The 25,812-nt window shown below is 71.4% G+C and carries 18 protein-coding genes; 2 read left to right on the top strand and 16 right to left on the bottom strand.

Translation table 11 applies throughout. The annotated features are described in order from the left end of the window. Positions 1–69: 69 nt before the first annotated feature. From DEJ47_RS12165 to folC, 14 genes are all read right to left on the bottom strand, one after another. Complete coding sequence (locus tag DEJ47_RS12165) at positions 70–4,176, bottom strand: ribonuclease E/G (protein WP_150167688.1); 4,107 nt, start codon at positions 4,174–4,176, stop codon at positions 70–72. Positions 4,177–4,407: 231 nt separating this feature from the next. Beyond that, the gene (locus tag DEJ47_RS12170) at positions 4,408–5,205 is read right to left on the bottom strand and encodes a TIGR03936 family radical SAM-associated protein (RefSeq protein ID WP_150167690.1); all 798 of its coding nucleotides are present in this window, start codon (positions 5,203–5,205) and stop codon (positions 4,408–4,410) included. A 47-nt stretch (positions 5,206–5,252) separates the two neighbouring features. Further along, entirely contained in the window at positions 5,253–6,416 is a 1,164-nt protein-coding gene (locus tag DEJ47_RS12175; RefSeq protein ID WP_398334136.1) for a hypothetical protein, read from the bottom strand. Positions 6,417–6,422: 6 nt separating this feature from the next. Next, the gene (locus DEJ47_RS12180) at positions 6,423–6,968 is read right to left on the bottom strand and encodes a GNAT family N-acetyltransferase (RefSeq protein WP_190415369.1); all 546 of its coding nucleotides are present in this window, start codon (positions 6,966–6,968) and stop codon (positions 6,423–6,425) included. 15 nt (positions 6,969–6,983) lie between these two features. Beyond that, entirely contained in the window at positions 6,984–8,909 is a 1,926-nt protein-coding gene (locus DEJ47_RS12185) for a TIGR03960 family B12-binding radical SAM protein (protein WP_150167693.1), read from the bottom strand. 50 nt (positions 8,910–8,959) lie between these two features. After that, the gene (locus tag DEJ47_RS12190) at positions 8,960–10,516 is read right to left on the bottom strand and encodes a CYTH and CHAD domain-containing protein (protein ID WP_150167695.1); all 1,557 of its coding nucleotides are present in this window, start codon (positions 10,514–10,516) and stop codon (positions 8,960–8,962) included. Between the two features lie 59 nt (positions 10,517–10,575). After that, positions 10,576–11,772 carry a rod shape-determining protein RodA gene (rodA, locus tag DEJ47_RS12195; RefSeq protein ID WP_150167697.1) on the bottom strand — a complete coding sequence of 399 codons (1,197 nt, stop codon included), beginning with the start codon at positions 11,770–11,772 and terminating at the stop codon, positions 10,576–10,578. Further along, positions 11,772–13,946: a penicillin-binding protein 2 gene (gene mrdA, locus DEJ47_RS12200; RefSeq protein WP_150167699.1), complete on the bottom strand. Its 2,175-nt coding sequence runs from the start codon at positions 13,944–13,946 to the stop codon at positions 11,772–11,774. The genes rodA and mrdA overlap by 1 nt, the downstream gene beginning before the upstream one ends. Then, the gene (gene mreD / locus DEJ47_RS12205) at positions 13,943–14,617 is read right to left on the bottom strand and encodes a rod shape-determining protein MreD (RefSeq protein ID WP_150167701.1); all 675 of its coding nucleotides are present in this window, start codon (positions 14,615–14,617) and stop codon (positions 13,943–13,945) included. Before mreD ends, mrdA begins: the two co-directional genes overlap by 4 nt. A gap of 12 nt (positions 14,618–14,629) precedes the next feature. Continuing rightward, positions 14,630–15,583: a rod shape-determining protein MreC gene (gene mreC, locus DEJ47_RS12210; protein WP_150167703.1), complete on the bottom strand. Its 954-nt coding sequence runs from the start codon at positions 15,581–15,583 to the stop codon at positions 14,630–14,632. Between the two features lie 163 nt (positions 15,584–15,746). Next, the gene (locus DEJ47_RS12215) at positions 15,747–16,766 is read right to left on the bottom strand and encodes a rod shape-determining protein (RefSeq protein WP_030362602.1); all 1,020 of its coding nucleotides are present in this window, start codon (positions 16,764–16,766) and stop codon (positions 15,747–15,749) included. A gap of 356 nt (positions 16,767–17,122) precedes the next feature. Beyond that, positions 17,123–17,536 carry a nucleoside-diphosphate kinase gene (gene ndk / locus DEJ47_RS12220; RefSeq protein WP_150167705.1) on the bottom strand — a complete coding sequence of 138 codons (414 nt, stop codon included), beginning with the start codon at positions 17,534–17,536 and terminating at the stop codon, positions 17,123–17,125. A gap of 71 nt (positions 17,537–17,607) precedes the next feature. Further along, positions 17,608–17,973, bottom strand: a complete 366-nt coding sequence (locus tag DEJ47_RS12225) for a DUF4233 domain-containing protein (RefSeq protein ID WP_150167707.1) — start codon at positions 17,971–17,973, stop codon at positions 17,608–17,610. A gap of 6 nt (positions 17,974–17,979) precedes the next feature. Beyond that, positions 17,980–19,506, bottom strand: coding sequence for a bifunctional tetrahydrofolate synthase/dihydrofolate synthase (gene folC, locus DEJ47_RS12230; RefSeq protein ID WP_150167709.1), 1,527 nt, complete (start codon positions 19,504–19,506; stop codon positions 17,980–17,982). Between the two features lie 177 nt (positions 19,507–19,683). Here folC and DEJ47_RS12235 point away from each other — a divergent pair, with 177 nt between their 5' ends. Continuing rightward, positions 19,684–20,700, top strand: a complete 1,017-nt coding sequence (locus tag DEJ47_RS12235) for a rod shape-determining protein (RefSeq protein WP_150167712.1) — start codon at positions 19,684–19,686, stop codon at positions 20,698–20,700. Between the two features lie 27 nt (positions 20,701–20,727). On the opposite strand, the gene DEJ47_RS12240 is transcribed toward DEJ47_RS12235, so the two are convergent. Next, positions 20,728–21,888 carry a sensor histidine kinase gene (locus DEJ47_RS12240; RefSeq protein ID WP_150167713.1) on the bottom strand — a complete coding sequence of 387 codons (1,161 nt, stop codon included), beginning with the start codon at positions 21,886–21,888 and terminating at the stop codon, positions 20,728–20,730. Positions 21,889–22,077: 189 nt separating this feature from the next. On the opposite strand from DEJ47_RS12240, the gene DEJ47_RS12245 reads away from it, so the two are divergent. Continuing rightward, on the top strand, positions 22,078–22,785 hold the full coding sequence (locus DEJ47_RS12245; RefSeq protein WP_190415370.1) for a hypothetical protein: 708 nt from the start codon (positions 22,078–22,080) through the stop codon (positions 22,783–22,785). Positions 22,786–23,067: 282 nt separating this feature from the next. On the opposite strand, the gene DEJ47_RS12255 is transcribed toward DEJ47_RS12245, so the two are convergent. After that, positions 23,068–25,692 (bottom strand): valine--tRNA ligase, encoded by a 2,625-nt coding sequence (locus tag DEJ47_RS12255; RefSeq protein WP_150167715.1) that lies wholly within the window; start codon positions 25,690–25,692, stop codon positions 23,068–23,070. Positions 25,693–25,812 lie beyond the last annotated feature (120 nt).

The raw sequence follows: 25,812 nt of genomic DNA on the forward strand, positions 1-25,812 counted from the left end.
TGCCGGACACGCCGGTGCCCCCTGCCCGGCGGGAGAACGCCGTGCAGGGGGCACCGGTGTGCGAAGAGGTCAGACCTCGTCGGTGCCGGCGGAGACGCCGGACGGCGTCTGCTCCGCCGCTGCGGCCTTCTTCGCCGTCGCCTTCGTCGCCTTCTTGGCCGTCGTCTTCTTGGCGGCCGTCTTCTTGGCCGCGGTCTTCTTGGCGGCCGTCTTCTTCGCGGGCGCCTTCTTGGCCGCCGTCTTGCGCGCCGTCTTCTTGGCCGGCGCGGCTTCCTCGGCGGGCGCCTCGGACTCCGTCGCGGCCTTCTCGGCGGGCTGCTCGGCGGTCTTCGCAGCCGGCTTCTCGGCCGACGGGACGACCATGACGGCCGCCTCGGCGGACGCGGTCGGCGCGGCGGCCTTGCGCACCGCGCGACGGCGCGGACGCGGCGGCGCGACGTCGGCGACGGGCGCCTCGGCGACAGTCTCGGTCACCGGCTCGGCGACCTGCTCCGCCTTCGGGGCCTCCGTCACGACGACCTCGGCGGCCTCGGGCTCGGCGGCCTTCGGCGAACCCGCGGGCGACGTGGCCTTGCGGACCGCACGGCGGCGCGTGCGTCCCTTCGGCGCGGCGTCGTCCACCGGCGGCTCGGGGGCCGCCGGAGCGGCGGTGGCCTCGGCGTGTGCCTCCTGGGCCGCCTCGACGGCCGCGGGGCTGCCGACCATCGGGTCCTCGACCGCCGGTGCCTCGGTGCGGGCGACATCGGACTCGACGACCGGGACCTCGGCGTCCTTGGCAGCGGCCTTCGCGGCCCGTTCCGCCTTCTGGGCGGCCTTGGTCTTCTTGCCCGACCTCTTCGCGGCCTTCGGAGCCTCGTCCTCGGCGGTGTCCGCCTGCGGGGCGTCCTCCACGGGGGCGGCCTCCGCGCGGGGAGCACCCGCCGGGGCCGACGCCCGGCGCGTCGCGCGCCGCCGCGAACGGCCGCGGGACGACGCGGCGGCCTCGGCCTCGGCCGCGCTGCTGTAGAGCTCCTCGTCCGGGACGAACTCGGGCTCGGGCAGTGCCACCGGATCGGCGACCTCGGCCTCGATCTCCGCCGCGGTCTCGGTCTCCGGCTCGGCGGCGGCGTCCGCCGTCTCCACCTCGTGCGTGTGCTCGTGACCGTGGTCCTGCTGGTCGGAGCCGCCGCGGCCGCGCTTCTTGCGCTTGCCGCCGCCACCGGTGGAGGTGGGCTGCTCCATGTGCACGATGACGCCGCGGCCGTTGCAGTGCACGCAGGTCTCGGAGAAGGACTCCAGGAGGCCCTGCCCGACGCGCTTGCGGGTCATCTGGACCAGGCCCAGCGAGGTGACCTCGGCGACCTGGTGCTTGGTCCTGTCCCGGCCCAGGCACTCCAGGAGACGCCGCAGGACCAGGTCCCGGTTCGACTCCAGGACCATGTCGATGAAGTCGATGACGACGATGCCGCCCAGGTCGCGCAGACGCAGCTGGCGCACGATCTCCTCGGCCGCTTCGAGGTTGTTCCTCGTCACGGTCTCTTCGAGGTTGCCGCCCTGCCCGGTGAACTTGCCGGTGTTGACGTCGACGACGATCATCGCCTCGGTCTTGTCGATCACCAGCGAGCCGCCGCTCGGCAGCCAGACCTTGCGGTCCAGGGCCTTGGCGAGCTGCTCGTCGATCCGGTACGTCGCGAAGACGTCGACCTCGGACGTCCACTTGGTGAGGCGGTCCGCGAGGTCCGGCGCGACGTGCGAGACGTAGCCGTGGATGGTCTGCCACGCGTCGTCGCCGCTGACGATGACCTTGGAGAAGTCCTCGTTGAAGATGTCGCGGACGACGCGGACGGTCATGTCCGGCTCGCCGTACAGGAGGCTCGGCGAGCTCGTGGAGATCGCCTTCGCCTTCTTCTGGATGTCCTCCCACTGCCCCTGGAGCCGTTCGACGTCGCGGCGCAGCTCGTCCTCGCTCGCGCCCTCGGCGGCGGTGCGCACGATGACGCCCGCGTCCTCGGGGACGATCTTCTTGAGGATGGTCTTCAGACGCGCGCGCTCGGTGTCGGGCAGCTTGCGGCTGATGCCGGTCATCGAGCCCTCGGGCACGTAGACCAGGTAGCGGCCGGGCAGTGAGACCTGGCTGGTCAGGCGGGCGCCCTTGTGGCCGATCGGGTCCTTCGTGACCTGCACGAGGACCGACTGGCCGGACTTCAGGGCGGACTCGATGCGGCGGGGGCCGTTGGCCATCCCGAGCGCCTCGAAGTTGACCTCGCCGGCGTACAGGACGGCGTTGCGGCCCTTGCCGATGTCGATGAAGGCGGCCTCCATGGACGGCAGCACGTTCTGGACCTTGCCCAGGTAGACGTTGCCGACGTACGAGGTGGCCTGCTCCTTGTTGACGTAGTGCTCCACGAGCACGTTGTCTTCCAGGACGCCGATCTGGGTGCGCTCGCCGTTCTGGCGGACGACCATCACGCGCTCGACGGCCTCACGGCGGGCCAGGAACTCGGCCTCCGTGATGATCGGGACGCGGCGGCGGCCCTGCTCGCGGCCTTCGCGGCGGCGCTGCTTCTTGGCCTCCAGGCGGGTCGAGCCCTTGATGGACTGGACCTCGTCGGCGCCGGTGCCGGGCTCGCGCTCCTCCTTCTTGCGGGGCTCGCGGACCTTGACGACCGTGCGCTCCGGGTCGCCGTCGCCCGGCTCGCCCTCGGCGGAGTCACCGGCGCGGCGACGGCGGCGACGACGGCGACGGCTGCTGCTGGAACCGGCGCCGCCGGACTCCGCGGCGTCGTCGGCGGCGTTGCCGTCGTCGGGCTCCTCGGACTCGTCGGCCTCGTCGGACGCGCCCTCGTCGGAGCGCTCCTGCTGCTCGGCGTCGTCGTCGGACTCGCCCGACGCGTCGTTCTGCTCGCTGTCCTGGTCGGCGGAGTCACCGCGGCGACGGCGGCGGCCACCGCGACGGCGACGGCGGCCCTGGCGCTCGCCGGACTCCTCCGTGTCGTCGTCGGACTCGGCCTGCTCGACGGCGGCCTCCTCGGACTCCTCGGCCGGCTGCTCCTCGACGGCTGCGGCCTTGACCGGCTCGCGCTCCTCGGCGGCGGGCTGCTCGTCCGCGGCGCGACGGCGGCGGCGACGGCGCGGCGTCGTCTCCTCCTCGGCGACGGGGGCGGGCGTGGGCTCGGCCTCGGGCTCGGCGGGCGTGTCCTCGGCGGCCTCGGCGGCAGCTGCCGCGGCGGCGCGCTCCGGGGTCTGGAACATCGGCTCGGCGAACACGGGGGCCTGGAAGACGGCGACGGCGGGGCGGGCGGGCTTGCGGCCGCCGTCCTCACCGGCCTCGTCGGCACGCTGGGCCTTGCGGGCCTTGTGTCCGGACGGCGCGGAGAACCCGGTGGCCGCGGTCTTGCGGGTGGCGCGGCGGCGACGGCCGCGGGGCGCGTCGTCCTCGGCGGCGTCGGTCTCGTCGGCCGGTGCCTTCTCGGCGGCGGCCGGCTGCTCGGCGAACTTGGCGGCCACCTCGTGCTCGGCGGCCTGCGGCTCCGCGGCAGGTGCGGAAGTACCACGGGTCGCACGACGGCGCGTACGCCCCTTCGGCGCATCCTCCTCGGCAACCGGCTCAGCCTGCGCGGGAGCCTCCTCGACGGCGGCCTGAGCCTCCGCGGCGGGCGCGGAAGTACCGCGAGTCGCACGACGGCGCGTACGCCCCTTCGGCGCATCCTCCTCGGCAACCGGCTCAGCCTGCGCGGGAGCCTCCTCGACGGCGGCCTGCGGCGCACCGGCGGGGGCGGAGGCGCGGCGGGTGGCACGGCGGCGCGGGCGGGCAGCGGGGGCCTCGACGGCCTCCTCCTGCTGCTGCTCCTGCGGAGCGGCCTCGGGCGCTGCCTGGGCGACGGGCTCCGTGACCTCGGTGGTCTCGGTGGTCTGCGGCGCGCCAGCCGGGGCGGAGGCGCGGCGGGTGGCACGGCGGCGTGCGCGCGGCGCGGGGGCCTCGGCGGCCTCGGGCGTCTGCGCGGGCTCCTCGGCCGCTGCCGCGGCGGGTGCCTCGTCGGCGGCGGGGGTGGCCGGTATGGCCGGAGCCGCGGCTTCGGCGGCGCCGGCCGGCGGGCCTGCGGGACGCGATGCGGCGCGGCGCCTGCGACGCGGCGGCAGGGTGTCGCTGGGGGTGTTGTTGTCCGAGCCCTCGGTGGGTTCGTTCGGCTCAAGCATGCGGGCGGTTCTCCCGTCACGCTCCCGGGCGCCGCGCCTGGTCCGGTGATGTCGCGGCTCGCGCTGTGCGCGGGGCCGCCATCCGGGGGCGTGGGCGCCGCACGGGAGCTCTATGTCTTGTCTCGCCGGTTCCGTACGCCCATGTGCGGACGGCCTGGCGAAAGTCTCGGTCAGTGCGCTGCCCGACCCAGGTGGCTCCCGAGTACGAGGGCTGCGCGGTGACGTACGTCCTTACCGGGGGCCTTCCGGCGCCGGCGCCTTCGCGGCGGCAGGTACGGCGGCCGTGGGTGGAGCGGCCGTGTCTGCCTCGCGGTCGGGCGCGAGCGGGTCGGTCACCGTGCCGGTCTCTTCATCGAAAAGCCCCTGCGCCAGCCTGGTCACCGCTGCGGGGACCGGCGGCGCCAGGTCGGCCACAGCTCGGAGACCGGACAGGACGTCGTCAGGTCGTACGGCAGGTGTCACGTGCCGAACAACCAGCCGCAGTATCGCACAGGGCTTGTCGCTCGGCCTATCGGTGTCGGCGGCGGTGGGTCCGCCGTCGACGGTCGTCAGGCTCACCACGGCCTCGCGTGCGTCGAAGGTGCGCATGCCGTTCTTCGTGCGGCGCTGGACCTCGACCTTCTCGGCCGTCGTGAACTGCTCGGCGGCGCGCTGCGCCGCCGCGGGCTCCACGCCGTCCAGGCGCAGCTCCCAGACGGAGGCCGTCAGCCGGTCGGCGAGCCCCGAGGTGCGGGACTCGACGGCGTCGACGATGTCGAGCCCGGCGGGCATCGACTCGTCGAGGAGCTCGCGGAGCTTGTCCGGGTCGCGCGGTGCGGTGAGCGCGATCTCCAGGTACTCGGCCTCACTGCCCGTGCCCGTGGGTGCGGCGTTGGCGTACGACACCTTGGGGTGCGGGGTGAAGCCCGCCGAGTACGCCATGGGCACCTCGGCGCGGCGCAGCGCACGCTCGAAGGCGCGCTGGAAGTCACGGTGGCTGGTGAACCGGAGGCGGCCGCGCTTGGTGTAGCGCAGTCGGATGCGCTGCACCGCGGGTGCGGGCGGCGGGCCTACGGGCTGTCGCTTGCCCAGTGTCGTCAGTCCTTCATGAGTGCGGTCGTACTGCTGCCTAGAGTACGTGTCTCGGGCGTGTCGGGTTCCCGCCGGGCCACCGGGACCGCCTCGCGGGGCGCTCCGAACAGCATGCGGCGTATGTCGGCGCGCGTCTGGCGGACGGTGTCCCTGGCCGAGGTGAGCGCGCGCCGCGTGGTGCGGCCGACGCTCCGGACGGCCGCGGCGACGGGCTTCCACAGCGCGTCACGGAGGACGTGTCCGACGGGCGTGAGCACGGTGCGGTACACCCATCGGACCGGCTCGACGAAGATCCACCGAAGGAGTGTGCCGAGGAAGCGGCCCACGACGAGGGAGATGTGCCCGGCGATGCGCCACGCGTGTCCGAAGGCGTCGGCGATCTCCCGCGCGACGACGGCGATCGCCTTTCCTGCAGGGGCGAGGACCCAGCGCCACAGGGCGACGAGGGGCACGACGAAGATCCAGCGGAGCAGCGTGGCGATGCCGCGTCCGACCGGTGTGAGCACGGCCCTGTACAGCCAGACGGCGGGCACCACGATCAGCGTCCGCACCAGCCAGGCGATCGCGATGCCGACGGGCACGACCACGTACCGCCACAGGCCCACCCACGGCCACACGAAGACGGCTTTGCCGAGCCACACGAGGCCGTCCCACAGGGCGTGTCCGATCGGCGTGAGCACGCGCGCGTAGAGCCACGTCGCCGGGATGACGAAGAGGACCCGGCCCAGCCAGGCGATGCCGTGTCCGATGGGGGTCAGCACGCGCGTGTAGAGCCATGTCGCGGGGACGACGAACAGGCCGCGGCCCAGCCAGGCGAGGCCCTTTCCGACGGGCACGACCACGTACCGCCACAGGCCCACCCACGGCCACACGAAGACGGCCTTGCACAGCCACGTCAGTACGGCGCCGATGGCCCGTCCGACGGGACGCAGCGCGTTGCGGTAAAGGAAGGCGCCGCACACGGCGAGCGCGTCCCACACCAGGCGTACGGGAACGACGAGTACGAGCACGACGATGCGCACCGGGATGCGGATCGCGACGGCGAGACACCCGTCGGCCTGCGCGGGTGCCATGGGCGGCGCGGGCGTTGCAGGCTGTGCGGGCATCGCAGGCTGTGCGGGCAGCACGGGCTGCGCGACCTGTTGGTCAGGCCGTTTCTCCAGGTCCATGTTGTCCTAGACGCGCGCGGCGCCGGTTCGGATCCAGTAGCGCAGTTTCCCGCTCCGCTCGTCCTCGAACGTGCCGCCCGCCGCCTCGATGACCTTGCGCGAGCCGGTGTTGTCGGTGTCGCAGGTCACCAGGACGGACTCCAGGCCGAGTCCGGCGGCGTGCGGGAGGCAGCCGCGCAGCATGGCGGTGGCGTGGCCGCGGAGCCGGGCGGTGGGGCGGACGTCGTAGCCGATGTGGCCGCCGTACTCGCGCAGGAAGCGGGTGGCGATGGTGTGCCGGATGGCGATCCTGCCGAGGTAGTCGGCGCCGTCGACGTACCAGAGGGTCGTGACGGGGACGGAGTGCGGCGCGGCGGGGTGGGCGGCGGCACGGACCTCGGCGACGTACGCCTCGAAGACCGCGGGGTCGCGCCAGCGCGGACCGTAGTCGCGCAGGGTGGCGCCGAGTGTCGTGTCGTCGTCGGGCCCGCCCCGGCCCTCGGCCCGGAACTCCTCCATCGCGGCGATGAAGGAGCGGTGCACCAGGCCGGAGGGCGGGGCGAGTCGAGGCACTGTCAGGTGTCTCGGTTACTTCACGACGGTGAGCGGCAGGAGCTTCTTGCCGGTGGGGCCGATCTGGATGTGCGTGTCCATCTGCGGGCAGACGCCGCAGTCGAAGCACGGGGTCCAGCGGCAGTCCTCGACCTCGGTCTCGTCGAGCGAGTCCTGCCAGTCCTCCCAGAGCCAGTCCTTGTCGAGACCGGAGTCCAGGTGGTCCCAGGGCAGCACTTCTTCGTAGGTGCGCTCGCGCGTGGTGTACCAGTCGACGTCGACGCCCATCTCGGGCAGCGTCTTCTCGGCGCAGCGCATCCAGCGCTCGTACGAGAAGTGCTCGCGCCAGCCGTCGAAGCGGCCGCCCTCTTCGTAGACGGCGCGGATGACGGCGCCGATGCGGCGGTCGCCGCGCGAGAGCAGGCCCTCGACGATGCCGGGCTTGCCGTCGTGGTAGCGGAAACCGATCGAGCGGCCGTACTTCTTGTCGCCGCGGATCTTGTCGCGGAGCTTCTCCAGGCGGGCGTCCGTCTCCTCGGAGGAGAGCTGCGGGGCCCACTGGAACGGCGTGTGCGGCTTGGGCACGAAACCGCCGATGGAGACCGTGCAGCGGATGTCGTTCGAGCCGGAGACCTCGCGGCCCTTCTGGATGACCTTCGTCGCCATGTCGGCGATCTGCAGGACGTCGTCGTCGGTCTCGGTGGGCAGGCCGCACATGAAGTACAGCTTCACCTGCCGCCAGCCGTTGCCGTACGCCGTGGAGACGGTGCGGATGAGGTCTTCCTCGGACACCATCTTGTTGATGACCTTGCGCATGCGCTCGGAGCCGCCCTCGGGGGCGAAGGTCAGGCCCGACCTGCGGCCGTTCCTGGTCAGCTCGTTGGCCAGGTCCACGTTGAAGGCGTCGACGCGGGTCGAGGGGAGGGACAGGCCGATCTTGTCCTCCTCGTACCGGTCGGCGAGGCCCTTCGCGACGTCGGCGATCTCGCTGTGGTCGGCGGAGGAGAGCGAGAGCAGGCCGACCTCTTCGAAGCCGGTCGCCTTGAGACCCTTGTCGACCATGTCGCCGATGCCGGTGATGCTTCGCTCCCGCACGGGGCGCGTGATCATGCCGGCCTGGCAGAAACGGCAGCCGCGGGTGCAGCCGCGGAAGATCTCCACGGACATGCGCTCGTGGACGGTCTCGGCGAGCGGGACGAGGGGCTGCTTGGGGTAGGGCCACTCGTCGAGGTCCATGACGGTGTGCTTGGACACGCGCCACGGCACGCCGCTGCGGTTGGGGACGACGCGGCCGATGCGGCCGTCCGGGAGGTACTCGACGTCGTAGAACGCCGGGATGTAGACCGAGCCGGTCCTGGCGAGGCGGAAGAGCACCTCTTCGCGGCCGCCGGGACGGCCCTCGGCCTTCCAGGCGCGGATGATCTCGGTCATGTCGAGGACGGCCTGCTCGCCGTCGCCGATGATCGCGGCGTCGATGAAGTCGGCGATCGGCTCGGGGTTGAACGCGGCGTGGCCGCCGGCGAGCACGATCGGGTGGTCGACGGTGCGGTCCTTGGACTCCAGCGGGATGCCCGCGAGGTCCAGGGCGGTCAGCATGTTGGTGTAGCCCAGCTCGGTGGAGAAGCTGAGCCCGAAGACGTCGAAGGCGCCGACGGGGCGGTGGCTGTCGACCGTGAACTGGGGGACCTGGTGCTCGCGCATCAGGGCCTCCAGGTCGGGCCAGACGCTGTAGGTGCGCTCGGCGAGCACGCCCTCGCGTTCGTTCAGGACCTCGTAGAGGATCATGACGCCCTGGTTGGGCAGCCCCACCTCGTACGCGTCGGGGTACATGAGCGCCCAGCGGACATCGCAGGATTCCCACGGCTTGACGGTGCTGTTCAGCTCACCGCCGACGTACTGGATGGGCTTCTGCACATGCGGGAGCAGAGCTTCGAGCTGTGGGAAGACCGACTCGGCAGACATCGCGAACCTTCATGAGCTGGCAGGGGTGACCATCAAGCGTACCCCGGCGTTCAGCTCCCCAGCGCCGACCGCACTTTCGCCCGGGACGCCTCGGCCCACGCCTCGGGCAGTTCCCGCTCGCGGTCCTTGCCCGCGGCCTCCTCCTGCCCGTACAGCAGGCCCCAGGTGAAGGCGGACTCCCCCGCCAGGTGTGCCTGGATGGCGAGGGCGCGCAGGGCCTCGCGGGCGACGACGCTGTCCTGGTGGTCGCCGAGCACTTTCTGGACGGACTTCATCCGCTTGGCGAACTTCTTGGCGGGCTTGCCGAGCGCGGGGGTCGCGGCCTCGCCCGCGTACCGGGCGCGCTTGGCGGCCTTGCGGGCGTCGTGCAGGGCCACGTCGCGTTCCTGGCCCGGGGGCAGGCCGAGGGCGTGCTCGATACGGGTGGCGAGGCGTTCGTAGTCCTTGAGGGCCGCCTTGACGAGGGCCTTCTCGGGGGGCGCGGCGGCCGCGGGGCGCAGCGGGGGGTCGGCGAGCAGGGCGTCGAGGCTGTCGAGGAGGGCGAGGTAGCGCTTGCTCTCCAGGACGGCGACCGTCCTGCGGCGGGATCCGGCGCTGCGGGCGACGGTCCAGATGCGCAGACGGCCGCGGACCGGCCCGAGGAGGAGGGTCCTGGGCAGCGCGCCGATGCGGTCGGTGAGCCGTTCGGTGAGGACTTCCTGGTCACGGTCGACGCCCAGCTCGGCGGCGAGCCACTTGAGCTCTTCGCCGATGGGGTCGGTGACGGTGCGGTCGAGGATCTTCCGGTACGACTTGAAGGCGCTGCGCAGCCGCCTCGTGGCGACCCTCATCTGGTGCACGGAGTCGGGCAGGTCGCGGCGGACGGCGGGGTCGAGGGCGAGGAGGGCGTCGCGCTGGGTGCGGAGGCGGGTGAGGACGTGGTCTCCGGAGGAGACGGGTGTGTCGTCCTCAAGGTGGACGACGGCGTGGCCCGTGCCCTCGTCGTCGGTCCGCTTGGTCTTGCCGTCCATCGGTGCCGTCGTGCGCAGGGCCCGGTTCAGCTTCGAGGACCACAGCGAGCGCCGGACGCCCGCCTTGCGGAGCTTCTTGTCGACCTTGTCGAGCAGTCGCGGGTCGCCGTCGTCGGCGAGCTCGACCTCCAGCTCGGACCAGCCGATGCGCTCCCCGCCGGGGGCGCACCGCTCGGCGCGCACCGCGTCGAGGCTGACCTCGGCGAGCAGGGTGCCCTCGGCGTCGACGAGGTGCCGTACGTGCCGTGTGGTCTCCAGACGGAGCAGCGGCGCCAGTTCGGCCTCGCGCACCCGGGCGCGCACGAGGCCGAGCAGAGCGCGCGGCACCGTGTCCGAGAGCGGCGCGTGGACCTCGTCGCGCACGCCGTCGGCGAGCGACACGGGGAGTTTCAGGTGCCAGCCCGCGTCGTGGCCGCCGGTGCGGCGCCGCAGGGTGATGGAGGCGGCGGCGAGCCGCTGGTCGGGGGTGTCCCAGTAGACGGCGTCCAGGTCCGCCGTGCCTTTGTCGACGACGCCCGCGACCCCGGTGAGGTCCGGCAGCTCGGTGCCCGCTTTGACGTCGTACTTCCGCTCAATCTCGCGCTTCGTCTCCGCCATGAGTTGAATCTAGACGCGAAATCGAACGGCAAACATGCCTGCGGCGTCACCGGACCCCACTAGGCCGACATCGGCCGTTGCACCTTGATCGACTGGAGCAGTCCGACGGCCACCCAGACCGCGAACATCGACGACCCTCCGTAGGACACGAAGGGCAGCGGCAGACCCGCGACCGGCATGATGCCGAGGGTCATCCCGATGTTCTCGAAGGACTGGAAGGCGAACCACGCGATGATGCCGGCGGCGACGATGGTGCCGTACAGCTCGGTGGTCTCGCGGGCGATGCGGCAGGCGCGCCACAGGACGACGCCGAGCAGGACCAGGATGGCGCCCGCGCCCACGAAGCCGAGCTCCTCGCCGGCGACGGTGAAGACGAAGTCGGTCTGCTGCTCGGGGACGAACTGGCCGGTGGTCTGGGAGCCCTTGGTCAGCCCCGTGCCGGTCAGACCACCCGAGCCGATCGCGATGCGCGCCTGGTTGGTGTTGTAGCCGACGCCCGCCGGGTCGAGGGCGGGGTTGGCGAAGGCGGCGAAGCGGGCGATCTGGTAGTCGTCGAGGACGCCCAGCTGCCATATGGCGACGCCACCGGCGACGCCCGCGCCGAGCAGTCCGAAGACCCAGCGGTTGGAGGCGCCGGAGGCGAGCAGCACGCCGAGGACGATCATCGCCATCACCATGACCGAGCCGAGGTCGGGCATGAGCAGGACGATCGCTATCGGGACGGCGGCCAGACCGAGCGCCTGCACCACCGTGCGGTGGTCGGGGTGCTCGCGGTCGCCCGCGTCGACGCGCGCCGCGAGCAGCATCGCCATGCCCAGGATGATCGTGATCTTCACGAACTCGGAGGGCTGGAGCGAGAAGCCGCCGCCGAGCACGATCCACGCGTGCGCACCGTTGATCGTCGCGCCGAGCGGGGTGAGGACGAGCAGGACCAGGAAGACGGAGATGCCGTAGAGGATCGGCACGGCCGTGCGCAGGGTGCGGTGGCCGAGCCAGACGGTGCCGATCATCAGGGCGAATCCGATGCCGGTGTTCAGGACGTGCTTGAGCGCGAAGGAGTACGGGTCGTCACCGACGAGCTCGGTGCGGTTGCGGGTCGCCGAGTAGACGAGCGCGGTGCCGATCCCGGAGAGGGCGATCGCCGCGATCAGCATCGGCCAGTCCAGCCGACGCACTATCGAGTCGCGGGCCAGGAGCCGCGACACCCCGGAGCGCTCGGGACCGTATCCGGAGACGGAGAAGCCGTTGCCGGTCATCAGTCGCGCCTCCAGTCGGCCGGCGGGCCGGCCAGTTGCTGCTCCGTCGGCGGCTTGGGTGCCGCGGGCTTGTACGGCTTGATCTTCGGGGAGGCGATGGAGCCGTCGGGCTTGATCTTCGGCAGGTTCTTCTGCGGCTCGGGCAGGAGGGCCTTCTTCAGGTCCTGCTTGCCCTCGTCGTCCAGGCCGTAGATCGCGTTGTAGATCTGGCGGACGGCGGGTCCCGAGGCGCCGGAGCCCGTACCGCCCTGGGAGATCGTCATGACGATCGTGTAGTCCTTGGTGTACGTCGCGAACCACGAGGTGGTCTGCTTGCCGTAGACCTCGGCGGTACCGGTCTTGGCGTGCATCGGGATCTTGTCCTGCGGCCAGCCCTGGAACCGCCAGGCCGCCGTGCCGCGCGTGGCGACGTCGGCGAGGGCACCGTCTATGTCCTTCTGCGTCTTGGCGTCGAACGGCAGCTTGCCGTGCGACTTCGGTGCGATCTCCTCGACCTGGCGGCCGTCGGCGCTGACGATCGCCTTGCCGACGGTGGGGTCGTACAGGGTGCCGCCGTTGGCGATGGCCGCGTAGATCGTGGCCATCTGTATGGGCGTCACGAGGGTGTCGCCCTGGCCGATGGAGTAGTTGACGGAGTCACCGGCGCGCATCTTCATGCCTTCGAGGCAGTTCTCGTAGGCGATGCGTTCGGCGTAGTCGCCGCCGCTCTTCTTGCCCTGCTTGCACCAGGCGTCCTTGTTGGCCTTCCAGTAGTCCTTCTTCCACTGGCGGTCGGGGACGCGGCCCGTGACCTCGTTGGGGAGGTCGATGCCGGTCTCCTTGCCGAGGCCGAACTGGTGGGCGGTCTTGTAGAACCAGTCCTTGGGGTCCTTGACGGGCTTGTTGCCGCCGTCCTTGCGCCACTGGTCGTGCGACAGCTTGTAGAAGACGGTGTCGCAGGAGACCTCGAGGGCCTGGCCGAGGGTGATGGAGCCGTGGCCCTTGGACTCGTAGTTCTTGAAGGTCTGGCCGCCGATGGAGTACGAGCTGGGGCACGGGTAGCGGTCGTTGAAGTCGTAGCCCGCGTTGACCGCCGCGGTCGTGGGGATGACCTTGAAGATGGAGCCGGGGGCGGCCTGGCCCTGGATGGCGCGGTTCAGCAGCGGATAGTTGGACTTCTTGCCGGTGAGGCGCGCGTAGTCCTTGCCGGTGATGCCGCCGACCCAGGCGTTCGGGTCGTACGTCGGGTTGGAGGCCATGGAGACGACGCGTCCGGTCTTGTTCTCCATGACGACGACGGCGCCCGCGTCCGCCTTGTAGTTCTCGTTGGTGTTCTTGTCGAACTCCTTGCGGGCCTTCTTCATCGCGTCGTTCAGCCAGTACTCGGCGACGGCCTGCACGCGCGCGTCGATGCTGGTGACGACGTTCGCGCCGGGCCGCGCGGCGTCCGCGTCGGCCTCGCCGATGACACGGCCGAGGTTGTCCACCTCGTAGCGCGTGACGCCGGCCTTGCCGCGCAACTGCTTGTCGTACGTGCGCTCCAGGCCCGAGCGGCCGACCATGTCCGAGCGGAGGAACGGCGAGTCGGTGTTCTCGGCCTTCTTGATCTCCTCGTCCGTGACGGGCGAGAGGTAGCCGAGGACCTGCGCGGTGTTGGACTTGCCGGGGGCCGCGTAACGGCGGACGGCCGTGGGTTCGGCGGTGATGCCGGGGAAGTCCTCGGAGCGCTCGCGGATCTGCAGGGCCTGCTTGGGCGTCGCCTCGTCGGTGATCGGGATGGGCTGGTAGGGCGAGCCGTTCCAGCAGGGCTGCGGCGTCTTGGCGTCGCAGAGGCGGACCTTGCCCTCGACCTCTTCGGGCGTCATGTCGAGGACGTCGGCGAGCTTGGCGAGGACCGCCTTGCCGTCGTCCTTCATCTTCATCAGGTCGGTGCGGGACGCGGAGACGACGAGTCGGGTCTCGTTGTCGGCGATGGGCACGCCCCGGGCGTCGAGGATCGAGCCGCGCACGGCGGGCTGGACGACCTGCTGGACGTGGTTGCCGGAGGCCTCCTCGGCGTACTCGTCGCCGTTGCGGACCTGGAGGTACCAGAGGCGGCCGCCGAGGGTGAGCAGGAGGGAGACGACGAGGATCTGGATGATGACGAGACGGATCTGGACGCGTGGGGTCCGTCCGGTCTCGGGGATGTTGGTCACAGGCGCTTGACCCCCTTGATGCGTCCGGCGCGGGCGACGCGGGCCTTGGCGGCCTTCGCGCGCAGGCCGCTGCCGCGCTGGTTGCCGATGCTCAGGCCGGTGCCGGAGGAGAGCCAGCCGGAGGAGACGTCGGCCGCCTTGTTGGCGGGTCCGTTCTCCCCGAGCGGGTCGTTGTCGGCACGCCGGGCCAGCGCGATGATCAGCGGCACGGTGAACGGGGCGAGCAGCAGGTCGTAGAGCGCGGCGGTGAACAGGAGTCCGACCAGGCCCACATGGCGGGCGGCGGTGTCGCCGACGAGGGCGCCGACGCCCGCGTACAGCAGCGTCGATCCGATGGCGGCACTGACCACCACGACGAGCGGCCCGGTGGCGGAACGGAGCCGGCCGCCGTCGGGCTTGGCGAGGCCCGCGAGGTAGCCGATGACGCAGAGCACGAGCGCGTACCGGCCCGCGGCGTGGTCGGCGGGCGGTGCCAAGTCGGCGAGGAGGCCCGCGCCGAAGCCGACGAGGGCGCCGCCGACGTGGCCGTAGACCAGGGCGAGGCCGAGGACGGTGAGCAGGACGAGGTCCGGGACGGCGCCCGGCAGCTGGAGCCGCGCCAGGACGCTGACCTGGATGACCAGGGCGACGACGACGAGGGTGGCGGACAGCAGGATTCGGTTGAAGCGCATGGGTCCGGTCTCCTACTGCTCGTCGTTGCCGGCGTCGGCGCCGTCCACCGGCCGTCCCGACGGGGTGGCCGTGACGGTCACGGTCGGGGTCGGCTTGGGCTTTTCGGGCTTCTTCGGCAGGACCGTGTCGCGCGGGTCCTCGCGGGGTGCTTCGACGACGACGCCGACGATGTCGAGCTTGGTGAACCCGACGTACGGCTTCACGTAGACGTTGCGGGTCAGGTCGCCGCCCGACGGGTCGACGCGGACGATCTCGCCGACCGGGACGCCCGGCACGAACGGCTTGTCCTTGCGCGAGCCGAAGGTGACCAGGCGGTCGCCCTTCTTGACCTCGGCCTTGCCGTTGAGCAGCTGGACGGAGAGCGGGCGGTCGCCCTGTCCGGTGGCGAAGCCGAGCTCGTCGGTCTTCTCCATGCGCGTGCCGACGGTGAAGTCGGGGTCGTTGGCGAGCAGGACGGTCGAGGTGTTCGGGCCGACCGTGGTGACGCGGCCGACCAGGCCGTCGCCGTTCAGGACGGTCATGTCGCGCTTGATGCCGTCGTTGGCGCCGGCGTCGATGGTGACGGTCCAGGAGAAGCCTTGGGCCGCTCCTATCCCGATGACCTCGGCGCCCTTGATGCCGTACTGCCCGGCGCCCGCTGTCTTCAGCATGCTGTCGAGCTGGCGTACGCGGCTGCGGTTGCGGTCGTCGCTGCCGAGCTTGGCCTTCAGCGCGGCGTTCTGGCGCTCCAGTTCGGCGATGCGGTTGTGGCGTTCACCGGAGTCGCGCACCGCGCCGATGGCGTTGCCGATCGGGTCGACGGCGGAGGACATGCCCTCCTCGACCGGACCGAAGACGGTGGCGGCGGCCTGGCGGGCACCGTCGACCGGTGAGTCCTCACCGCCGCGGATGTCCACCGTGATCAAAGCGAACGCGATGGCTACCAGCAGCACCAGGAGCAGCCGGCTCTCTCGTGTGTCCCTCACGTGCGGCGGCGTGCCTTCCTCAATCGGATTCCGTGGAAACTGCGGGTTCCACGAGGTTCTGGGGAATTGTCGTGCCTCAGGGGAATTGCGTGTCTTGCCTCTATATCAACGATCCGCCGCACGAGTCGGCAGGCACTCGTACGGCGGATCTTCGCGCGTCAGGTCATCTGCGCGGCTGGGCGTCCAGCACCTGCTGCAACGCCTCGAACTCCTCGACACACTTTCCGGAGCCGAGCGCCACGCTGTCCAGCGGGTCCTCGGCGATGTGGATCGGCATACCGGTCTCCCTGCGCAGCCGCTCGTCGAGGCCGCGCAGCAGGGCGCCGCCGCCGGTGAGGACGATGCCTCGGTCCATGACGTCGCCCGACAGCTCGGGCGGGCACTTGTCGAGGGTGGTCTTGACCGCGTCGACGATCGCGTTGACCGGCTCCTCGATGGCCTTGCGGACCTCGGCGGCGGAGATGACGACGGTCTTGGGCAGCCCGGAGACCAGGTCCCGGCCGCGGATCTCGGTGTGCTCGTCGGCGTCCATGTCGTACGCCGAACCAATGGTGATCTTGATCTGCTCGGCGGTGCGCTCGCCCAGGAGGAGGGAGTACTCCTTCTTGATGTGCTGGATGATCGCGTTGTCCAGCTCGTCGCCGGCGACGCGGATCGACTGTGCCGTGACGATTCCGCCGAGGCTGATGACCGCGACCTCGGTGGTGCCGCCGCCGATGTCGACCACCATGTTGCCCGTGGCCTCGTGGACCGGGAGGCCGGAGCCGATGGCCGCGGCCATGGGCTCCTCGATGATGTGCACCTGGCGCGCGCCGGCCTGCGAGGAGGCCTCGATGACGGCGCGGCGCTCGACGCCGGTGATGCCGGAGGGCACGCAGACGACGACGCGCGGACGGGCGAGGTAGCGCCGCTTGTGGATCTTCAGGATGAAGTAGCGGAGCATGCGCTCGGTGATCTCGAAGTCGGCGATCACGCCGTCCTTCAGCGGGCGCACCGCGACGATGTTGCCGGGCGTGCGCCCGATCATCTTCTTCGCTTCTGCGCCGACCGCGAGAATGCCACCGGTGTTGGTGTTGATCGCGACGACGGACGGCTCGTTGAGTACGATCCCCCGACCCCTGACGTACACCAGCGTGTTGGCGGTCCCGAGGTCGACAGCCATGTCACGGCCGATGAACGACATGTTGTTCCCCATGAGGATGCGTCTGGCCTTCCCTAGTGGAGCGTGTGATGGCTTTTTAGGTAGGCGAGGTGGGTGCTGTGTGGCAGTGGAGGCTTCCATCGTAGTCTCGGCTGCGCGAACACGGCGCTAGGGTCTTCGCCATTGTCAGCAGATGATGGGCCGCCTCGCTCTTGGAGACGTGCCATCGGAGGCACGGGTTCCCCCAATGGGGGCGCATATGCCAAAGGACGGCCGAATTCCTTCGGCCGTCCGGGGCAGGAACGGCGTACTTCTGACATGAAGTCAGAAAGTCGCGTGTCGGGCTGATCCGATTGGTCCGACTGGTCTGACCGGCCTGACTGGTCCGGCTGATCGGACTAGCCGACGCCCGGGAAGAAGATCTTGAGCTCGCGCTCCGCGGACTCCTCCGAGTCCGAGGCGTGGATCAGGTTCTCCCGGACGATCGTGCCGAAGTCGCCGCGGATCGAGCCCGGCGCCGCGGCGATCGGGTCGGTCGGTCCGGCGAGCGCGCGCACGCCCTCGATGACCCGCTCGCCCTCGACGACGAGCGCGACGACGGGCCCGGACGACATGAAGGCGACCAGCGGCTCGTAGAAGGGCTTGCCCTTGTGCTCGCCGTAGTGCTGCTCCAGGGTCTCCTGGTCCAGCGAACGCAGCTCCAGCGCGGAGATCGTCCAGCCCGCCTTGCGCTCGATGCGGCCGATGATCTCGCCGATCAGGCCACGGCGGACGGCGTCGGGCTTCAGCAGGACGAGGGTGCGCTGGCTCATGTGCGGCTCCAAGAGGTGTTCGTACGATCGATGCGATCGGGTGGGATTGGGCCGCACGATACCGGGGTCGGCTACGCCGCGTTACCTCCGGCCTCCGGCTGCCCCTCCGCCATGGCCGCGAAGCGGGCCTTGGCCTCGTCGATCTTGCGGCCGAAGTGGACCGAAGCCCACCAGATGGCCGCGAAGACGGCGCCGAGGAAGAACATCGTCGGCACCACGAAACCGCTCGCGATCAGCGCGACCTGGAGGGCCCAGCCGAGCTGCACCCCGCCGGGCCGGGTGACCATCCCGCAGAGCAGCAGGCTCACCGCCATCGCGATGCCGCAGACCGTCCAGACCGTGCCCATGGACAGGTCGTCGTCCTTCATGGCGACCAGGCCCGCGAAGCCGATCACGAAGAACTCGCCGATCAGCGTCGAAGCGCAGAGCGTACGCACAGGATTTCAGCCTCTCCCCAGGAGCAGTCGGGCCTCGCCGACCGTGATGACGGAACCAGTGACGAGGACGCCGCCGCCCGCGTACTCCCCCTCTTCCTCGGCGAGGGTGATCGCCGCCTCCAGGGCGTCGTCCAGGCGCGGCTCGACCTGCACGCGGTCGTCGCCGAACACCTCGACGGCGAGTCCGGCGAGGGTGTCCGCGTCCATCGCGCGATGGCTGGAGTTCTGCGTGACGACAACCTCGGCGAAGATCGGCTCGAAGGCCTCCAGGAGGCCCTTCACGTCCTTGTCGTCGCTCGCGCCGACCACACCGATGAGCCGGCTGAAGTCGAAGACCTCGCTGATCGCGGCGGAGGTGGCGCGGGCGCCGGCCGGGTTGTGCGCGGCGTCCAGGACGACGGTGGGCGAACGGCGCACCACTTCGAGCCTGCCCGGCGAGGAGACCGTCGCGAACGCCTTGCGGATGGCGTCGATGTCCAGCGGGCGCGCGTGCTGCGAGCCGATGCCGAAGAACGCCTCGACGGCGGCGAGCGCCACCGCGGCGTTGTGCGCCTGGTGCTCGCCGTGCAGCGGCAGGAACACCTCTTCGTACTCCCCGCCGAGGCCGCGGAGCGTCAGGAGCTGGCCGCCGACCGCCACCTGGCGGGAGACGACGCCGAACTCCAGGCCCTCGCGGGCGACCGTCGCGTCGACCTCGACGGCCTTCTTCAGCAGGACCTGCGCGGCGTCCACCGGCTGCTGCGCCATGATCACCGTGGCGTCCTGCTTGATGATGCCGGACTTCTCCTTGGCGATCTCGCCCGGCGTGTCGCCCAGGCGGTCGGTGTGGTCCAGGTCGATGGGGGTGATGACGGCGACGGAGCCGTCGATCACGTTCGTCGCGTCCCAGCTGCCGCCCATGCCGACCTCGACGACGGCCACGTCCACGGGGGCGTCCGCGAACGCCGCGTACGCCATGCCGGTGAGGACCTCGAAGAACGAGAGGCGGTACTCCTGCTGGGAGTCGACCATCTCCACGTACGGCTTGATGTCCTGGTACGCCTCCACGAAGCGCTCGGCCTCGATGGGGGCGCCGTCCAGGCTGATGCGCTCGGTGATCGACTGGACGTGGGGCGAGGTGTACCGCCCCGTGCGCAGGTCGAAGGCGGAGAACAGGGCCTCGATCATGCGGGCCGTGGACGTCTTGCCGTTCGTGCCCGTGATGTGGATCGAGGGGTACGCGCGCTGGGGCTCGCCCAGGACGTCCATCAGCGCGGCGATGCGGCTGACGGACGGCTCCAGTTTCGTCTCGCCCCAGCGGCCCGCGAGCTCCGTCTCCACCTCGCGCAGCGCCCGGTCCACCTCCGGGTCGGCGGGGCGCGCGGGGACACCGCTCTCGGGCGGACCCGCCTGGGTGCGCAGGGTGCGGCTGCCCGCCTCGATCACGGCGAGGTCGGGGTCGCGGTCGGTTTCGGCCCCGACAATGTCCTCGAAGGCGTCGTCCGGGTCGGCGGGGCGGTCGGCATGGTCGTCGCGCGGGGGGAGATCACTCACGCAGGCCAGTCTACGGAGCGGCACGGACAGCCGTCGTCAGGACCTGGCGGAACCCTCCGGTCCGGGTGCGGGGCCTCCGCCGGTGCGGTCACGGGACCTTCGTCGGGACTTTCGGCCCGTCCGATTCGGGACCTTGGCCCCTCCGCTTCGGGGAGCCGCCCGGCAAACTTGGCGATCATGGACATAGGTATCGACCTCGGCACTGCGAACACCCTCCTCTATGTGCGCGGCAAGGGGATCGTGCTCAATGAGCCGTCGGTGGTCGCCGTGCGGGCGGACAAGGGCGGCAAGAGCGGGGTGCTCGCCGTGGGGACGGAGGCCAAGGAGACCATCGGGCGGACGCCCGGGTCCATCACCGCCATCCGGCCGCTGCGCGACGGCGTGATCAGTGACTACGAAGCGGCCGAGGAACTGATCCGGCACTTCGTGCGCAAGGCCGTGCCGGGGCGCCGCCCCCGTACGCGCATGGTCGTCTGCGTGCCGAGCGGCGTCACGCCCGTGGAGCGGCGCGCGATCGTGCACGCCTCGCAGCGGGCCGGGGCGCGCGCCGTCCACCTGGTCGAGGAGCCGATGGCCGCGGCCATCGGCGCGGGGCTGCCGGTCGCCGAGCCGCGCGGGTCGATGGTCGTCGACATCGGCGGCGGGACGACCGAGGTCGCGGTGATCTCCCTGGGCGGCATCGTCACGGCCCAGTCGCTGCGGGTGGGCGGCGACCGGTTCGACACGGCCATCACCGACTACGTCCGCAAGGAGCACGCGCTGCTCATCGGCGAGCGCACCGCCGAGGACATCAAGGTCGGCATCGGGTCGGCGTGGCCGGTGCCGGGCGAGGACGCCCTGGAGATGCGGACGTTCACCGTGCGGGGGCGCGAGAAGGTGGGCGGCCTCCCCAAGACGCTCGACCTGACGGCACGTGAGGTGCGGGCCGCGCTGGACGAGCCGATCGAGCAGATCATCGCGGCGGTGAAGACGACGCTGGAGGAGTGCCCGCCGGAGCTCTCCGGCGACATCATGGAGCACGGCATCGTGCTCACGGGCGGCGGCGCCCTGCTCCCCGCCCTCGACCTGCGCATCGCGTCGGCGACGGGCATCCCGGTGTTCGTGGCGGACGACCCGCTGGACAGCGTGGCCATGGGGTGCGGCAAGTGCGTGGAGGACTTCGACGGGCTCGAGCGGGTGATGTCGGCGGCGTAGGGGCGCCCCGGCCGGGGGTGTCGCGCGTCAGGCCGGCTCACCCGTCGAGAGCGTCGCGTGGACCTCGTACGTCGATGTCCCCGGGCCCGCCTCGAACGTGCCGCCCACCGCCTTGATCCGTTCCGCCATGCCCGTCGTGCCGGTGCCGGCGGAGACCGGGGCGGCGGGTGGGGCCGTGGTGGGAAGCGGGTTGGTGACCGTGATGTGGAGTCGGCCGCCGTCCAGGGCCACACGGACGGTGACCCGCTCGCCCGGCGCGTGCTTCGCCGCGTTCGTCAGGCACTCCTGGACCACCCGGTGCACGGCCGCCTGACGGAGCGGCGAGAGGGCGTGCGCCTCGTCGTCGACCAGCAGGTCGACGGGGCTGCCCGCGCGGGCGCTGCGCTCGGCGAGTTCGGGCAGCGCGGCGAGACCGGGTGTCGGGGCGCCGTCCGTGCCGCGCTGCACGATGATCTCGTTCAGCATCCGGTGCGCGCTGCGCGCCGTCTCCGAGAGTTCCTCGAAGCCGTCCTCGAACGGCCCGCCCTCGGCCCTGCGCGCGAGCACCTGCGAGCGCACGCTCAGCAGCGTCAGCTCGCGCCCCACGAAGTCGTGCACGTCCCGCGCGATGCGGACCCGCTCCCGCTGCACCGCCTGCAGCGTCTCCGTCTCCACGCGCTGCGCCTCCAGGGCGCGGACCAGGTCCTGCCGGTTCGCGGCGACGCCGACGCCCGCCGCGAGCACCCCGATCGGGACGACGAGGCTGGAGAACTCGCCGAGCGTGTCCCCCCGGTGCACCGGCCAGCCCGGCAGGTTGAACATCACGTACGCGAACGCGACGTATCCGACGACGCCGACCGCCCCCGCGAGACGGCCCCGGTAGCGGCCCAGCGAGTACAGCGCGAACTGCGCGAGCGTCAGCTCGTGCAGCCAGCCGAGGTAGCAGAGCGCCACCGCGTACGTCAGCCAGGGAGCCCTGCGGCGCACGAGGAGTGAGCACGCGCCGCCCGCGAGGGCCAGCACGGCCAGCGGCCCGTTGAGGGAGTTGTCCGCCTCGGCGAGCCCGGGGACGTCCAGGCTCATCAGCGCGAACGCGCTCAGCGCGGTGAGGACGTCCAGGGCGCGCGGCTCGCGCGACCAGCGCCCGCCGAGGCGGCCGGCCGTGGCCGCCGCCTGGCGAATCGCCTGGGCGGCGGGCAAGGTGCGCATGCTCTCCATCATCCAAGGTCTTTCGGCCCGTTCCACCGGACCTACGTCCCTGATTTGGTGATGTGCCGCACTCCCGCCCTTTGCGGATGAACACGATGAACACGGTCGAACCACTTGTGCGTGCACACAACGGGTGTATTTTCGGCGCGGCTGCCCGCTCCCGGCGCGTGCCGGGGGTCAAATCGGACCATGTGGTATGCCCAGAATCCCGCCAGGCGGACCCATCAGCTCGCCGGTGACGCCGGGGTCCTCCTGTGGACCGCGCTGTGGGCCACCGCGGCCGTCGTCGCGTACAGGCTGGCCTGTCTGCTCGCCCTCCCCCGCGCCCTGGAACGGCACAGCGCGCCGCTGCCGCTGGTCGGCGGCCGGGTCGACAACGCGATGCGGCGCATCGCGGGCTTCGTCGACGCGATGGACCCGGTGACCGTACGGACCGCCGTCGCCGTGGGTGCCGTCGCCCTCTTCGTCGTCCCGGTCGGCCTCGTGCTGAGCGCCTGGCTGCCGCGCCGGCTGCGGTGGATCCGGCAGGCGGGCGCCGCCCGTGACCTGGCCGCGTCCGACGACGGCCGCGAACTGCTCGCCCTGCGCACCCTGCTCCGGCCGCTGCACGAGGTGGCCCTCACCGCGTCGGAGATCCCGGACGCGACGCCGGGCAGCCTCGCCTGGGGCTGGCGGCACGGTGACCCCGAGACGCTGGACGCGCTGGCCGAGGCCGAACTGGAACGGCTCGGTCTCGACTTCACGCCGTTGGGACCCCCGGTGCCGACCGCGCCCTCCCAGGTGGCCCACGAGGTGCTCGTCCGGCCGGTTCCGGCCCAGGCCACGGAGGCCGCGGGGGCGGAGGAGGCCGCCGGGGGCGCGGGGGTGTCCGGAACCGTCACCGGGTCCGTCGGCTAGAGCCGTACCCCAGAACCCGCGGCTGACCGCGCAGGTGGCCGAGGCCCTGCTCGCCGCGGTGCCCGAGGGCGCGCTGGACGTCGACACGTCCTCGGGCTCGCCATGGGTGCGGATGGCCGGTCCGCTCGGCGCGTCCTGCGCGGGAGGTACGGCTGGGCCGAGACGCGGCGCAACGCGGAGGCGGTGGGCGCGGGGCCGGTGGCCACGGAGGCCTGGACGTACGCGAGGGCCCCGGGACCGATGACGGTCCCGGGGCCCTCGTTCACGTACACCCTGAGGGCGTTACGCGGCCGGCAGCGCCTCCAGCTGCGCCTGCAGCCGCGCGATGTCCGCCTCCGCCTTCGTGAGGCGGCCGCGGATCTTGTCGACCACGTTGTCCGGCGCCTTGGCGAGGAACGCCTCGTTGCCCAGCTTCGCCTCGGCCTGCGCCTTCTCCTTCTCGGCGGCGGCGAGGTCCTTGGCGAGGCGCTTGCGCTCGGCGGCCACGTCGATCGTGCCGGAGAGGTCCAGCGCGACCGTCGCACCCGAGACCGGCAGGGTCGCCGTCGCGGTGAACCCGTCGCCCTCCGGCTGGAGGCGCAGGAGCTGGCGGATGGCGGCCTCGTGCGGGGCGAGCGCCGTACCGTCCAGGGTGAGGCGGGCCGGGACCTTCTGGCCCGGCTGGAGACCCTGGTCGGCGCGGAAGCGGCGGACCTCCGTGATGACCTGCTGGAGGGTCTCGATCTCGCGCTCCGCGGCGGCGTCTCGGAAGCCGCTGTCGGCGGGCCAGTCGGCGATGACGAGCGACTCGCCGCCGGTCAGCGCCGTCCAGAGCGTCTCCGTCACGAACGGGACGATCGGGTGGAGCAGGCGCAGCGTGACGTCGAGGACCTCGCCGAGGACGCGGGCCGAGACCTTCGCGCCGTCGCCGCCCGCCATGAACGTCGTCTTGGACAGCTCCACGTACCAGTCGAAGACCTCGTCCCACGCGAAGTGGAAGAGGGCGTCCGAGAGCTTGGCGAACTGGTAGTCGTCGTAGAGCGCGTCGACCTCGGCGACCGTCGCGTTGAGGCGCGAGAGCACCCAGCGGTCGGTGGCGGACAGCTGCTCCGCCGGGGGCAGCTCGCCCTCGATCGTGGCGCCGTTCATCATCGCGAAGCGCGTGGCGTTCCAGATCTTGTTGGCGAAGTTGCGCGAGCCCTGGACCCAGTCCTCGCCGATCGGCACGTCGGTGCCGGGGTTGGCGCCGCGGGCGAGGGTGAAGCGGAGGGCGTCCGAGCCGTACTTGTCCATCCAGTCCAGCGGGTTGACCGCGTTGCCGAAGGACTTCGACATCTTCTTGCCGAACTGGTCGCGGACCATGCCGTGCAGCACGATCGTGTGGAACGGCGGGGTGCCGTCCATCGCGTACAGGCCGAACATCATCATCCGGGCGACCCAGAAGAAGAGGATGTCGTAGCCGGTGACCAGGACGGAGTTCGGGTAGAACTTCGCGAGCGACTCGGTCTGCTCGGGCCAGCCCAGGGTGGAGAAGGGCCACAGGCCGGAGGAGAACCACGTGTCGAGGACGTCGTTGTCCTGGCGCCAGCCCTCGCCGGTGGGCGCCTCGTCGTCGGGTCCGACGCAGACGACCTCGCCGTTCGGGCCGTACCAGACGGGGATGCGGTGGCCCCACCAGAGCTGGCGCGAGATGCACCAGTCGTGGAGGTTGTCGACCCAGTCGAAGTACCGCTTCTCCATCTCCTGCGGGTGGATCTTGACCTTGCCGTCGCGGACCGCGTCACCGGCGGCCTTCGCGAGCGGGCCGACCTTGACCCACCACTGCATCGACAGGCGCGGCTCGATGGTGGTCTTGCAGCGCGAGCAGTGGCCGACCGAGTGCGTGTACGGACGCTTCTCGGCGACGATGCGACCCTCGGCACGCAGCGCGCCGACGATGGCGGAGCGGGCCTCGAGGCGGTCCAGGCCATGGAAGGGGCCGTGCGCGGTGATGACGGCGTGCTCGTCCATGACCGCGATGTTCGGCAGGTCGTGGCGCCGGCCGATCTCGAAGTCGTTCGGGTCGTGCGCCGGGGTCACCTTGACGGCGCCGGTGCCGAACTCGGGGTCGACGTGCTCGTCGGCGACGACGGGGATGGTGCGGTCGGTCAGCGGCAGCTTGATCTGCTTGCCGACCAGGTGCTTGTACCGCTCGTCGTCGGGGTGGACCGCGACGGCGGTGTCGCCGAGCATCGTCTCGGCGCGGGTGGTGGCGACGACGAGCGTCTCGTCCCCCTCGCCGTACTTGATCGACACCAGCTCGCCGTCGTCGTCCTGGTACTCGACCTCGATGTCCGAGATCGCCGTCAGACAGCGCGGGCACCAGTTGATGATGCGCTCGGCGCGGTAGATCAGCTCGTCGTCGTAGAGCTTCTTGAAGATGGTCTGGACGGACTGCGAGAGGCCCTCGTCCATGGTGAAGCGCTCGCGGTCCCAGTCGACGCCGTCGCCGAGGCGACGCATCTGGCCGGAGATCTGGCCGCCGGACTCGCCCTTCCACTTCCAGACGCGCTCGATGAACGCCTCGCGCCCGAGGTCGTGGCGGGACTTGCCCTCCTTGCCGAGCTCGCGCTCCACGACGTTCTGGGTGGCGATGCCCGCGTGGTCCATGCCGGGCTGCCAGAGCGTCTCGTGGCCCTGCATCCGCTTGCGGCGGGTGAGGGCGTCGATCAGCGTGTGCTCGAAGGCGTGGCCCAGGTGGAGCGCGCCCGTGACGTTCGGCGGGGGGATGACGACGGTGTACGGCGGCTTCTCGCTCTTCTCGTCCGCGGAGAAGTAGCCCCGTTCTACCCAGCGCTCGTACAGCGGCCCCTCTACCTCGGCCGGCGCGTACTGGGTCGGCAGTTCGGGGGTGGTCGCTGGGGGCTGCTGCTGAGCGTTCTCGGTCACGCGGCCAGTTTAGAGGGGCGACGGAGCGGTCCCGAAACCGGAATGTTCGACATCGCTTGCGGCCGGAGGGTCCGGGGGGCCGGTATTTCGTTCAGGATGTCCGGGACACATCAGCATTCG

Source organism: Streptomyces venezuelae (assembly GCF_008642355.1).
GTDB classification, from domain to species: domain Bacteria; phylum Actinomycetota; class Actinomycetes; order Streptomycetales; family Streptomycetaceae; genus Streptomyces; species Streptomyces venezuelae_B.

Excerpts from the sequence above, each read along its gene's own strand:
- DEJ47_RS12190 (WP_150167695.1), bottom strand. The coding sequence starts at position 10,516 with ATGGCGGAGACGAAGCGCGAGATTGAGCGGAAGTACGACGTCAAAGCG.
- DEJ47_RS12215 (WP_030362602.1), bottom strand. The coding sequence starts at position 16,766 with ATGTCGTTCATCGGCCGTGACATGGCTGTCGACCTCGGGACCGCCAAC.
- DEJ47_RS12185 (WP_150167693.1), bottom strand. The coding sequence starts at position 8,909 with ATGTCTGCCGAGTCGGTCTTCCCACAGCTCGAAGCTCTGCTCCCGCAT.
- mreD (WP_150167701.1), bottom strand. The coding sequence starts at position 14,617 with ATGCGCTTCAACCGAATCCTGCTGTCCGCCACCCTCGTCGTCGTCGCC.
- DEJ47_RS12165 (WP_150167688.1), bottom strand. The coding sequence starts at position 4,176 with ATGCTTGAGCCGAACGAACCCACCGAGGGCTCGGACAACAACACCCCC.
- DEJ47_RS12240 (WP_150167713.1), bottom strand. The coding sequence starts at position 21,888 with ATGCGCACCTTGCCCGCCGCCCAGGCGATTCGCCAGGCGGCGGCCACG.
- rodA (WP_150167697.1), bottom strand. The coding sequence starts at position 11,772 with ATGACCGGCAACGGCTTCTCCGTCTCCGGATACGGTCCCGAGCGCTCC.
- ndk (WP_150167705.1), bottom strand. The coding sequence starts at position 17,536 with ATGAGCCAGCGCACCCTCGTCCTGCTGAAGCCCGACGCCGTCCGCCGT.
- DEJ47_RS12245 (WP_190415370.1), top strand. The coding sequence starts at position 22,078 with ATGTGGTATGCCCAGAATCCCGCCAGGCGGACCCATCAGCTCGCCGGT.
- DEJ47_RS12235 (WP_150167712.1), top strand. The coding sequence starts at position 19,684 with ATGGACATAGGTATCGACCTCGGCACTGCGAACACCCTCCTCTATGTG.
- DEJ47_RS12175 (WP_398334136.1), bottom strand. The coding sequence starts at position 6,416 with ATGGACCTGGAGAAACGGCCTGACCAACAGGTCGCGCAGCCCGTGCTG.